Origin of the sequence: Desulfobulbus sp., assembly GCF_031547805.1 — a bacterium.
Lineage (GTDB): Bacteria > Desulfobacterota > Desulfobulbia > Desulfobulbales > Desulfobulbaceae > Desulfobulbus.
On sequence record NZ_JAVBRQ010000012.1, the window covers coordinates 1 to 14,275 of the forward strand.

A 14,275-nucleotide genomic window follows, 5' to 3' on the forward strand; every position below is an offset into this window, starting at 1 on the left:
CAATAAGATGGTCGGCAACACTGTCGCTGCCGACCAGAGAATCGTTAGCCGACGTGCCGTACACCGGCAGGGCTTCGAGCAACTCCTGCCAGGTCAACGCCGTACCATTGGCAAAAGCAAAGGTGCCGATGCGATACGATGTGCTGCTGAACCAGATTTTCAGGGTAATCTCGCCGCCGGCATCGTTGAGCTTCACCACCAGGTTCGAACTCCCCGATTGCTCCAAACGCAGATCGGTTAGATTGATGCCGTCGCCGAAACGCAGGGTGTCCAAACCGTTGCTGCTGTCGGCATTGATGATGTCATTGCCGTCGCCGCGGTTGAAAATATAGGTATCACTGCCGACACCGCCGTTTAAAGTATCGTTGCCAGCGCCACCGTCAAGAACGTCGTTGCCAGCGTAGCCATTCAAGGTATCGTCGCCAGCGCCGCCTTCGAGAAGATCGCTGCCGCCGTAGCCGTACAAGGCATCGTTGCCGGCCTGACCAACCAGGTGGTCGGCGACATTGTCACTGCCGCTCAAGGAATCGTTTGCCGACGTACCGTACACCGGCAGAGCTTCGAGCAACTCCTGCCAGGTCAGCTCCGCGCTATCGGCAAAGGCAAAGGTGCCGATGCGATACGATGCGCTGCTGAACCAGCTTTTCAGGGTAATCTGGCCGCCGGCATCGTTGATCTTCACCACCAGGTCCGAACTCCCCGATTGCTCCAAACGCAGGTCGGACAGGTCAATACCCTCGCCAAAACGCAGGGTGTCCAGGCCGTTGCTACTGTCGGAGTTGATGATGACATTGTCGTCGCCGCGCTTGAAAATATAGGTGTCGCTGCCGGCACCGCCGTTTAAAGTATCGTTGCCCGCACCACCGTCAAGGACGTCGTCACCATTACCGCCATACAGATAGTCGTCGCCGGCACCGCCTTCGAGAAGATCGTTGCCGCCGTAGCCGTACAAGGTGTCGTTGCCGACCTGGCCAATAAGATGGTCGGCAACACTGTCGCTGCCGACCAGATAATCGTTAGCCGACGTGCCGTACACCGGCAGGGCTTCGAGCAACTCCTGCCAGGTCAACGCCGTACCATTGGCAAAAGCAAAGGTGCCGATGCGATACGATGCGTTGCTGAACCAGCTTTTCAGGGTGATCTGGCCGCCGGCATCGCCGAGCTTCACCACCAGGTCCGAACTCCCCGATTGCTCCAAACGCAGGTCGGTCAGGCCAATGCCCTCGCCAAAGCGCAGGGTGTCCAGGCCGTTGCTACTGTCGGAGTTGATGATGTCATTGCCGTTACCGCGGTTGAAAATATAGGTGTCGCTGCCGGCACCGCCGTTTAAAGTATCGTTGCCAGTCCCGCCAAGCAGAATATCGTCGCCGGCTTCACCGGTGAGCGTATCATCACCAACTCCGCCGTTCAGGGTATCGCTGCCGGTGCCGCCATACAGATAGTCGTTACCTTCACCGCCTTCGAGAATATCCGCGCCGCCGTAGCCGTACAAGGTATCGTTGCCGCCGAGACCGCGCAGAATATCCGCGGTCTCGGTCATTGAAGAACCGCTCAGGGAATTGTTGCCGGCATCGCCAGCAACGGTAATGCCCCCCAGCGTTTCCAATTGATGGGCGTCCAATGCCGTGCCATCGGCGAATTCGAACCGCTCAATGCGATAGGCGGAGGAGGAAAACCAGTTCTTCACCAGCAGACTATCGGCTTCATTGAGCTGGATACGCAGGTCATTGCCGCTTTTCGCCAAGGATAAATTCCCAACCTCGATGCCGGTGCCGAAAACTACTGTGTCAACATTACCCCCTGACGAATCGGAATCTGTTATCGTATCGGCGCCATCGCCAACATTGATCAAATAGCGATCACTGCCGGCGCCGCCGTTCAAAATGTCGTCGCCAATCCCACCGGTCAGGATATCATCACCGGCATCACCGTTGAGCGTATCGGCGTCTTCGCCACCTTCCAGCATGTCGCTGCCGGTGCCGCCATACAACTGGTCATTGCCCACGTCACCTTTGAGAAGATCGCTGCCGCCGTAGCCGTACAAGGTATCGTTGCCGGCCTGGCCGATGAGATGGTCGGCAACATTGTCGTTGCCGCTCAGGGAATCGTTCGCCAATGTGCCGTACACCGGCAGGGCTTCGAGCAACTCCTGCCAGGTCAACGCTGTACCATCGGCAAAAGCAAAGGTACCGATGCGATACGACGCACTGCTGAACCAGCTTTTCAGGGTAATCTGACCGCCGGCATCGTTGATCTTCACCACCAGGTCCGAACTCCCCGATTGCTCCAAACGCAGGTCGGTCAGGCCAATGCCCTCGCCGAAACGCAGGGTGTCCAGGCCAGCGCTGCTGTCGGCATTGATGATGTCATTGCCGTCGCCGCGATTGAAGATATAGGTATCGCTGCCGGCACCGCCGTTTAAAGTATCGTTGCCCGCGCCACCGTCAAGGACGTCGTTGCCGGCGTAGCCATTCAAGGCATCATCGCCGTAGCCGCCTTTGAGAAGATCGCTGCCGCCATAGCCGTACAAGGTATCGTTGCCGGCCTGGCCGATGAGATGGTCGGCAACATTGTCGTTGCCGCTCAGGGAATCGTTAGCCAATGTGCCGTACACCGGCAGGGCTTCGAGCAACTCCTGCCAGGTCAACGCTGTACCATTGGCAAAAGCAAAGGTGCCAATGCGATACGATGTGCTGCTGAACCAGCTTTTCAGGGTAATCTGGCCGCCGGCATCGTTGAGCTTCACCACCAGGTCCGAACTCCCCGATTGCTCCAAACGCAGGTCGGACAGGCCAATGCCTTCGCCAAAACGCAGGGTATCCAGGCCGTTGCTACTGTCGGAGTTGATGATGTCATTACCGTCGCCGCGATTGAAGCTATAGGTATCGCTGCCAGCACCGCCGCTCAAGGTATCGTCGCCAGTTCCGCCAAGCAGGATATCGTCACCGGAACGCCCTTCAAGGGTATCGTTGCCTTCCTGGCCCCACAAAATATCGTTGAGGTTGTTGTGGCCCGGGAGGGTATCATCTCCGGAGCCGCCCAAGACGGGATGGCGACCGAACAGTTCCTGCCAGGTCAGTACCGTGCCGTCCGCAAAACTGAACCGGTCGAGCCGGTAGCTCTCCCAGCCGCCCATGTACCAACTGGTCAGGGTGATCTGATCGCCCTCTTTGCCAACCTGCACCACCAAATCGTTGCCCGAACGTACCAGCCGGATGTCGCTCAACTCGATCCCCTCGCCGAAGGCCAGCGTGTCCACACCGCTGGTGCTATCGGCTTGAATGACGTCCTGGCCATCGCCAAGGTTGAACACAAAACTATCGTCATCCGCACCGCCGTTGAGGATATCGTTGCCGGCACCGCCAATCAACATATCGTTGCCGGCTCCACCCTTCAAGGTGTCGTTGCCGGCGTCACCTCTCAGAATGTCCGCGCCAGCCGTGCCGGTCAGGGTAAGCTCCTTGGCCTTGACGATAATGTCAAAGTCACCCCAGGCCGTCAAACCGCCAGCGTCCGTCGCTGTCACCCGCACATTCGTGGTGCCGGAAGCAGACGGCGTGCCGCTGAAGGTGCGGGTGACGGGATCGAAAACAAGCCATGCCGGCAGGGCACCGCCATCGGCCAAGGTAGCGCTGTAGATCAGGGTATCGCCCGGATCGGGGTCCGTGAACGATATGCCGGAAACCGTGTAATTGAACGCACCACCCAGATCGATCGTCGTGTCGGTAAGAGCAACCGACAGGACCGGGGCGTTATTGTTGCCCCGGTCGATCAATGCTTGAATGGTGTCCTGCGTCCAGACGATCCCATTGTCAAATGCAACAAAGTTCACCTTGTGATCGGATGTTTCCCCGCCATCCATGGTAGCTGGCACGAAATAATCGACAAGAGCAACCTCATCGGAACTGTTTTGGATATTGAACAGCAAATCGTTCCCCGATCGAGAGACCAGCACATCGGTGTCGGCGATACCAATAAGGCGCAGCGTATCGTTGCCACCGGCCAAATCGAAATCGTCGATCCGGTCCTGACCATCGCCAAGAGCAAAGAGATAGGTATCGTTACCCGAACCGCCGATCAGGGTATCGTTGCCGCCATTCCCCCTCAACGTATCGTTGCCGGTGCCGCCCACCAGCGTGTCGTTGCCGGCGTCTCCCGTCAGTACCACGTCACCCGGAGGTTGGTCGGGCGACTGCAAGGCCATAAGTTCGGCACCGGTCAGTACCGTGCCGTCAGCAAAGCTGAACCGGTCGACGCGGAAGTCCGAATAAGCGCCCAGGTACCAATTGATCAGCGTAATTTGATCGTTACCGGCGCCAACATGTATCACCAGATTGAGGTCGGACCGCACCGGGCGAATATCGTCCAATCCAATCCCTTCGCCAAAGGCTAGCGTATCCGCTCCGTTCGTTGGGTCGAACAGGATGAGGTCCTGACCATCGCCCAGGTTGAAGATAAAGGTGTCGTCACCGTGCCCGCCGTACAGCCTGTCGTTTCCTGTTCCACCAGCCAAAAGATCGTTGCCGGCACCACCACTCAGGTAGTCATCATCGGCTCCACCGTAAAGCGTGTCGCTGCCAGCACTGCCCATCAGGGTGTCATTGCCATCATCGCCGTAGAGGATGTCATCGTCCATGCCACCGTTCAGCGTATCATTGCCACCTTCGCCGAACAAGGTTCCCGGCGCAACGAGACTCAGCTTTTCATCCGCGTCAGAGCTATGCAACCCCGCCTGACAAATATCGTCCATGGACCACACTGTGCCGTCGCTGAATTCCACACCCTGAAGCTGGTAATCCGCGCCCCGGAGTAAGGTCATGCTCTCGCCCGTATCCCTGATCCGGATAATCAGATCAAAGTACGAGACACCATACGGGGCATCGCCAACCCAAGGTCTGACGCTGAATTCCACATCAGCAGGCAGCAGATCCTGTAAAAGAACTTTCGTTTCCCCTGCGTAATATTCCCAGGCATCGACAGTGTCATGGCCATAGCCGCGGCCAAACACAAACACGTCATTGCCGGCGCCGCCAACCAGCAGGTCGTTTCCTGCTCCGCCATCGAGGTAGTCATCGCCGGCGTTGCCATAGAGCATGTCGTTGCCGGCCCCGCCAATCAGCATGTCATTGGCGGACGATCCTATCAGCACATCGTCATCCGGGGTACCGTTGGTCTGTTGCAAGGCCATGAGTTCGGCAGTAGTCAAGGTGGTGCCGTCGGCAAAGCTGAACCGGTCGATGCGATGGTGTTCAAGATCGCCCCGATACCAATCGATCAGCGTGACCTGGTCGCCGCCGGCACCGACCCGGATCACCAGATCGGAGTCGAACTGAATCAAACGAATATCCCCCTGCCCGATCCCCTCGCCAAACGAAAGCGTGTCCACTCCGTTCGTTGGGTCGAACCGGATAATGTCCTGCCCATCGCCCAGATTGAACTGAAAGGTGTCGTCACCCGCGCCGCCGTCGAGGATGTCATTGCCAGCACCGCCGGCGAGGAGATCGTCGCCGTCTTTGCCATGCAGCGTGTCATTGCCGGCTCCGCCGACCAGCATGTCATTGCCGCTGCTGCCGTACAGCGTATCATCGCCGCCTTCGCCATACAGTGTCCCGGTGGACGACAATTCTTCATCTCCATCAGAACCATGCAAACCTGCCTGGTAGATTGCAGCCATGGACCACACCGTGCCGTCGGCAAATTCCACCCCCTGAACCGACCAAGAGTCTCTCCAGATTTCACAGAGCACGGTCATGGTTTCGCCCGTATCCTTGATCCGGACGATCAGGTCAGAATACGAGCTGTACCATCCACCCCAGATCTCCTCTGCAACCCAGGCCTCACGAATCCCTATGCCGAATTCCACATCGGCGGGCAGCAGATCCTGCAAGAAAATCGTGTCATTTTCCTCATCGGCATCAACCGTGTCATGGCCGTAGCCGCGGCCAAAGACAAACACGTCATTGCCGGCGCCGCCGACCAGCAGATCGTTGCCGGCACCGCCATCGAGGCGATCATCTCCATCGCCGCCGGCCAGTAGATCGGCACCGGCGGTCCCCATCAACACATCGTCGTCCGGGGAGCCGTCGATCCGCTGCAAGGCCATGAGCTCAACTCCGGTCAACATCCTATCGCTGCTAGAAAAATAGAACCTGTCGGTGCGAGAGCTTGCATATTTGTCGTCGTACCATTCATGCAGCGTAATTTGGTCGCCACCGGTGCCAACCTGCACCACCAGGTCGTTGCCGGATCGTATCAGGCGGATGTCGCTCAACTCGATGCCCGCGCCAAAGGACACGGTATCCACCCCGCCCATCGTGTCGAGATGAACGGTATCCCGGCCATCGCCCAGGTCAAAGACAAAGGTATCGTCACCCGCGCCGCCGTCGAGCGCGTCATCTCCGGTGCCTCCTATCAGGACATCGTTGCCCGATCCGCCTTTCAAGATATCGTCGCCGTCATTTCCATGAAGAGTATTGGCCCAGTCGTTACCGGCGATGACGTTGTCAAAATTGTTACCGTGGCCAGATAGACTGTCCCAACCGACCAAGGTCAGATTCTCGACATTGTCCCCCAAGGTATAGTCTTTGACAGCGGAGAAGACCTCGTCGATCCCTTCGTCCAAGCCCTCGATCACGCTATCGTAGGAGCTGTTGACATAGTATTTGTCGTTGCCGGTGCCGCCGAGCATCGTATCGCCCGACATCGCATCGTCGTCACCATACCCAACCAAGTGATCGTCACCGTCGCCGCCATACAGGAGATCGGCACCCAAACCGCCATCGAGGAAATCATTGCCCGCGCCGCCATGGAGCGTGTCGTTCCCGTCACTGCCATAGAGATAATCGTCGCCGCCACCGCCATCCAGGATGCTCTCGCCGGACCCGGCAAACAAATAATCAGTGAATGATGAACCATGCTGGCTGTAATAGGAGGCCCGTTCCATCAATTCGGGAGCGGATATCGTGGTCCCATCGGCAAAGGTCAGGTCAAGCTGGGCGAACCGTCCCCAAAACCAGTTGACGACGGTGATTTGATCGCCGTTCGTGCCCACCTTCATCACGAGATCGTTGCCGGATTTGCTGTAACCGGTCAGGTCGGCGGATGTGATCCCCGCGCCAAAGGAGAGGATGTCCCGATCCATATTTTCATAGTCGCAGATGGTATCCGCGCCGTCGCCGGAGTTGAAGATATAGAAGTCATTGCCTCGGTCGCCGGAGAGAATATCGTTGCCCGTCCCACCTGTCAGAATGTCTTCCTGGGGATACCAAAACTGGTAATACGAGTGATAAGGCGGCCCGTAATCGCCAAACAATATATCATCCCCTGCGCCGCCATCCAGTACATCCCGGCTCTCTCCCCCATACAGGATATCGTTGCCGCGGCCTCCATAAAGGCGATCTTCCTGCCAGAAACCCATATTTGGCGGGCGCTCGCCCGTATAATCCAATTCGTGATCGCCAAACAACACATCGTCGCCATCGCCGCCATCCAGCCAATCCCCGCCATCGCCCCCCACCAGCCGGTCATTGCCTCCGCGGCCAAACAAAAAATCGGCGATGCCGTGGCCAGAACCACTTATATCGTTGCCGATCAGAATATCGTTGCCCTCGGCGCCATTCTGCAGGATCGGTTTTCCCTTTTCCGTACCGCCAGACAAGTCCGGATCGATCAGGCCAACACACCTGCTGATCAGGTCCCCATCGTTCCAGATCGTGCCATCCTGGAAGACAACCTGTATCATACGGTATGGACCGGGAGATGAAAATGAACAGAACCACTGCCCGAGGGACACCCGATCATCCGTGCCGCTGATGGCAAGCACCAAATCATCTCCATCCTGGCTGACGACAATATCGGACGGCGCTATCCCCTCGCCGAACTGCAAGGTATCGGGCAACAGCAGCCCGGGAATAGATGCACGGTCACCGCTCCAATTGGACACCATATCCTGGCCGTCTCCCCGATTGAACAGATAGAGGTCCTGTCCTTCTCCACCGTCCAGGTCATCGTTTCCGGGGCCGCCCACCAGGATATCGTTGCCGGCGCTACCGCTCAGTTCATCGTTACCTCCCTCGCCATACAGCGCTCCAACCTCAGACAGTCCCAGGTACTCATTTGCATCGGTGCCACGTAATCCTACCTGGCAAATATCAGTCCAGGACCACACAGTGCCGTCGGCAAACTCCAGGTTGTGACCTCGGGATACGGTCAGGGTTTCATCCGTATCCCTGATCCGGATGACCAGGCCAGAATATCCGTAATCCCACTCATCATCGATTGTCACGATGCGGAGTTCCACCTCATCCGGCGACAGATCCTGCAAACGCACCGTGTCGGAACCGTCCCATCCGCTATCGGCATCGGCCACGTCATGGCCATAGCCGCGGCCAAAAACAAACACGTTATAGCCGTAGTAGCCGCCCTTCAAATAGTCGTTGCCCGCTCCGCCATCCAGCACATTGTCTCCATCTCCGCCGTACAAGGTATCGTCGCCGGCATCGCCCTGCAAGATATCGTTGCCGGCATACCCATATAAGGTATCGCCACCCTCGCCACCGGTCATGATGTCCATTCCCTCATGCCCGTAGAGTGTATCGTCCGACGCGGTGCCGTTCACATATAAGGGCCCGGCAAGCAACAACTCCGTTCCGGTCAACGTAACGCCACCGGCAAAGATAAACCGATCGATCCGGCCTATCCGATAGGAAGCGCCGGAAAACCAGTTGCGCATGGTCAGTTGGTCACCATTGCCGCCAATCTTGAGAATTAGGTCGTCACCGGACCTGACTCGAACAAAATCCGCCAAAGCGATGTCAGCGCCGAACGACACCGTATCCCCAGTATCCAGCCACTCTCTGCCACTGTTGTCGATGATGTCCGCACCATCGCCCGGATTGAACACATAAATATCGTTGCCGGCACCGCCTTCCAGGTAATCGTTGCCAGCACCGCCAGCCAGCACATCGTTGCCGGTGCCGCCATACAAGGCATCGTCTCCGGCACCTCCCTGCAACGTATCGTTGTTAGCATACCCATACAAGATGTCGTTGCCCTCCCCACCGGCCATGATGTCCATGCCATCGTCACCATCGAGTATATCGTCCGCCGCTGTGCCGCTAATATGCACGGGGGAAGTCGAAAACAACCCCGAACTGGTCAGGGTAGTGCCGTCTGCAAAAACAAAACGATCTACCTGGTAGGTGGCGCCGTAAAACCAGTTGGCAATGGTCAGTTGATCGCCATTGTTGCCAATTTTAAGGATCAGGGAGTTGTCGGACCTGATCACGGTCACATCCGCCAAGGCGATGCCCTGCCCGAACTGTACCGTATCCTGTCCCGAGCTTTCGAAAATGGTGTCCACGCCGTCGCCCAGGTTGAACACATAGGTATCGTCTCCGTCTTCGCCGGCCAGAGAGTCATCGCCCGTACCGCCGACGAGGATGTCGTTGCCGTCGCCACCCCAGAGATTGTCAGCCCCGTCATTGCCGTACAGGGTGTCATTACCACCAAGGCCGGCGAGTTGGTCATCGCCCGCGCCGCCGTCAAGATAATCGTTGCCGGAACCGCTCAGGTCGCCATTGTCACCATACAGCTTGTCGTTGCCGTCGCCGCCGTACAACCGGTCGTTGCCCGTACCGCCTTGCAGCTCATCATCACCCGCGCCGCCGTCCAGATAATCGTCGCCGTCGTGACCAAAAAGCATATCATTGCCAGTGCCTCCGTACAGCGTGTCGGCACCGTCATGTCCGTAGAGTTCGTCGTGCCCGTCGCCGCCGTACAGGGCGTCATTACCCGCAAATCCGTAAAGCATGTCATTGCCAGCACCGCCGTCCAGATAATCGTTGCCCCCGCCGGGCATACCGTCATCGTCGCCAATCAGCAGGTCGTTGCCCGCGCCGCCGTATAACCAGTCGGCGCCCACGCCGCCGATCAGGGCATCATGCCCGTCGCCACCGTCAAGAATGTCGTCGCCACCGTTGCCATACAGCATGTCATTACCCGTACCGCCGTTCAGGGTGTCGCGGCCGCCGTCAATGGTAACGTAGGTGGTAAAATTAGTCGTGGCATAGCCGGTGCGGTAGCCGGCTGCCGATGCCGTAAAGGTGGCGCTGAAGAAAGGAAAATAATTCGAGCCAAAAAAACTTTCCCCTCCGGTGGCATCTTTGAAAAAACCATCGCCAATCAGAAGGTCGTCGCCCTCGCCGCCAATGAGGTTGTCTTCACCCGAACCACCGCCGAGAACATCGTTGCCGGCATCGCCGCGCAAATAGTCTGTCCCGTGGCTCCCTTCAAGCAGATCGTCGCCCGTACCGCCGAATACTTGATCGTCGCCGTATGAGCCGCCCACATAGTCATTTCCAGCTCCCCCATCCAGCCAGTCCCCTTCCAAGGCACCGGACATGATGTTTGCCAGATCTATGGCCTCTTCTCCCTGATTCCCTACCAACACATCCAATTGCCCCGTGATGAGGTCATTGCCTTCTCCACCGAAAATCTCGTCATGCGCCATAAATCCATACAGGTAATCGTCGCCCACACCGCCGGTTATGTGCATCCGCGGCGCCACGGTCGGAAAGCGGGCGCTGTACAGAGGGAAAAGCGACGAAGACGACCAGAAAGACAGTCGCCAGGTCGTGATGTCGTCGAGATTCTCATGGGTTACCTGCATCACATCCCGGCCTCCGCTACCGGTCAGAGTGAGCGCGGTCTCCGGGGCCTTGTCCTGCAGGGTTATGCCAAACTCATGGTTGGCGAAATCCGCCGCGCTGGTCTGGTTGGCAAAAGTGATGCTGGTTTCGCCGTCGATGGTCAGGGTACCCGGGGAGTTGAAAGTCATGGTGTAGGTTTTGTCGTCGCTGGTGAAGGTATAGCTGTTCGAGTCCTCCTCCTTGACGAACATCCCGGCAAAGACCACGCCGTTGATCACCAGGATGTTCCGCCCCTCGTCGATGATGGTATCGCGACCGTCGCCGGAATTGATCACATAAGTATCGACTCCCTCGCCACCGATCAGGATATCGTCTCCCTTGCCGCTGTACAGGGTATCTTGCCCCTTGCCGCCAATAAGCTCCAGTTGCTTGTCAAGGACCGCCCGTCCATCCAAGGTGTCGTCGTTGTCGCCCCCGTCAACCGTCAATCTGTCACCACTGGCAATGGTACTCGCACCGATAATAACGGTATCGTTGCCCGCACCGGTTTCGATCCGTTGGATATTCTTGAGGATCGTCCCGCTCAGGTCGATAGTATCGGCCTGTTCCGTGCCGCCGATCACGTTGGTCCCAGTCCCGCCGTCAATCACCTCGACCGTGCCCACTCCGGAAAAAATGTTCAGCCGGATGGTGTCGTCACCAGCACCGCCTAAAATGGCGTCCGTACCTCCACCGCCTATGAAAAGGTCGTAGTCGCCATCCGTCCCTTCAACGATAAAAATGTCGTCGCCCAAGCCGCCGTTCATGCTGTCCTGGCCCGCACCACCAATCAGAATGTCATTGCCGGCCCCGCCTGCCAGAGTATCGTTGCCACCCTGGCCAAGAAGCAGATCGTTGCCTCCACGGCCGTTCAGGATATCACCACCATTGTCTCTGCCGATGAGCAAATCATCATTAAAACCAGTGCGTGTTGCTGCATCTTCTCCGTTCAGAGCATAGGCTTTGTCGCTCGCCACTTGGATGTTCAAAGGATTAAAATCTTGCGCCCGATTGTATCCCGGTTTGATATACTCGGACATCAGCACACTGGCTGCCGAGGTCAGTTCAGCCTCCAACGAACGAACGATATTGTTGCCGGACAGATGATAGTCGCTATTGGCTGCCGCGATCTGATCTCCTCTCGTGCCGGCCTGACTCTTCAGGTTTCCATAAACAGCCTCGTATTCCAAAATTTTATTCCGGTGTACGGTATACATTCGATAGATTTGTAAGGATTCGTCTTTATCCCTGGCCTGGTCACCGGAATCATAAAGGCCAAAGATCTCAGCCTCGTAAAATCGGCGTTTCGCAATGCCGGGCAAGACATCCCCATTGGAATTGTAGCGGATTTCATACCAGGCTTCGGCCCGGTTGCCGCTTTGCAGGGCGTTTTTGAGACCGTCACCAAGCAGTTTTCCGGCATTGTTCCAAGCGAGAGACACCAGGGCCACTCGTTCCCGCGCAGTGGCGGGAATGCCGGCAAGCCGGGAATCGACTTGATTCTCGTATTCCTCAATCAATGTGTCGAAGACCTTGCGAATTTCGCCATCGTTGGCAAACTCAAAGGTCGCGTGCGTACGATTTTCCGTCGGAATATTGACGTCATTGAAACGACGGCTCATGACATTGTTGAGGGCGGTACGCAGGGCCGCATTACTGGCATAGTTCGTATTAACAATGGCTTCGATCTCGTTCAGATATTGGCGTTCCGCTGGGCTGGGATCAGTCACCATTAACCCCAATTCCCTTAGCACCTCTATTCTGACAGAACGTGTCCTCAAGTTGAAACCGATGCCGATGGTCGGGATACCTTTAGAGTCACGGTATGGAGTTTCACTAGGATCGCCGCTCTCCTCTACATTCACCAAAACCTGATAGCGCAAAGCCTTGTAGGCATTTGTTTCCAATTGGTTATAGGTCAGCATGATTTCTCTCCTCTTTTACTGTTTCAAGTACTCAAAAACACAGACGGAAATCTTTCCTTTATCCATCCCTTCCTTGGTGGAAAACGGCTCCTCGACGGAGAACTCCAGGTCACTATTCCGAGCAATGACAAATGCTCGGTTATCATGGAGCATCAGACTCATCGCAGCGATACTGAATCCATCATAGCGGAGATCAAGCCTATTCATCGACGCATTGGCCACATTTACCATTGATCCTGCGTAAAACTCCGTACCATATCCATCTTCACAGGAGTGCGCACGGAGCTTGACCACATTTTCCTTCTCGCCGTCCTGGTCCACATCAATCAAAGCGCGCCACAAGCGGACTTTTCCCTCCCGAATATTGCGGAGAACATCAGATGGGATGGGGGTCCATTGTTCCTCCGGCGCTTCGAGCGTTCTCGGTGTTTGATACATATGTTGGATAAGTTTCAGGTATTTTTTGGGATCGAGTTCTTCCCATTGCGGCAGAGACAGCGAGGGGACGGATGGGCTGACTTTCCATTCGCATAGGGGTATATCGCCGCACAAGGTGTTCATGCTTTTCAGCACATCCACACACACCGGATAATGGCCGCTGGGTACTTCCGGCCACTTCCGCTCCAGCAGGCGGAAACAGGGTTTGGGCGCCAGGAGGAACGAGCGCAAAGCAGCAAGCCGCGAGCGGTAGGTTTGGGCCACACAACCGGCATCCTTGCAGGAATCACGTAATTTTAGCCATTGCCGCTGTTCCGCCCTGAATCCCACCGGGTCAGCTGTGCGTTGATTCGCCTGCTGGTAAAGCGGCTGTATCTCCTCATCCAGCTTCGACAATTCCGCATTTGCGCAGATCATCTTTTCCACCGTCGTCCGGGCCTTGTTGCAATCAAAGCTGGCCGCCGGAGCGCTTACCGCCCACAACAGCACCATGCCCGCCAACAACGCGATCCATTGGTCAAGTCTCCTCTTCCTGTCCCCTTTCATGCTGCAACCCCTTAAAATTTGGAAATAATATATATAATATCAGCACAATACATGCGGCCACACTCCAGACCGCGCCACCAGACAAACTGTCGACATCGAGACATCAAGCCTTGTTATACGCCGAATCTATTCCCAATACCGCAAGAGCTGCGACCCCAGCGAGCGGCTCTCCATTTTTTGAGATCAGGACCTTGGCGATATCGTCACCTAAGGTGGAGAAGCCGCCTGTCCGTAACGGGCCGAGGGGTATAAATCATCCTTCTCGTCCGGAATGATTGCCGTCCGGGGCAGCACCCACATCCAGATGATCGCCAGCCGCCACTCACATAAGCAAGTTGCGACAGCAGCGCAACACGACGAGGGTCTTGGCAATGCCTCCAGGCACTTCCCTTTGTACCGTTTCCAGGCATCTCAACCTCGGCGAGGCCGCCACCAAGCCGAGCCATGCAACGCACAGATGCATTATACGTAAAATTTATAACTACAGACAAGAATTTCTTGTTTACCATCTCACTGAATCAGTGGGAAAAAATTAAGTTTATCCTTGCATTGCAACAGTTTAGGATTGGCAAAAAAATGCAAAAGAAGCGCAACGAAAAGCACGGCGGGCGACTCACCGGATTGTTCCCCCTGTCTTCATGACACCGTCGGCCGGGAGAAAGTGGCGGCGTTGGCCGC

At 56.6% G+C, this 14,275-nt stretch carries 2 protein-coding genes; both read right to left on the bottom strand.

Translation table 11 applies throughout. The features are described from left to right. The coding region (locus RMR13_RS04050; protein WP_310599361.1) for a calcium-binding protein at nucleotides 1–12,613 on the bottom strand (12,613 nt) is incomplete at its 3' end. 15 nt (nucleotides 12,614–12,628) lie between these two features. Next, nucleotides 12,629–13,597 (bottom strand): lysozyme inhibitor LprI family protein, encoded by a 969-nt coding sequence (locus RMR13_RS04055; protein WP_310599362.1) that lies wholly within the window; start codon nucleotides 13,595–13,597, stop codon nucleotides 12,629–12,631. Between the last annotated feature and the right edge of the window lie 678 nt (nucleotides 13,598–14,275).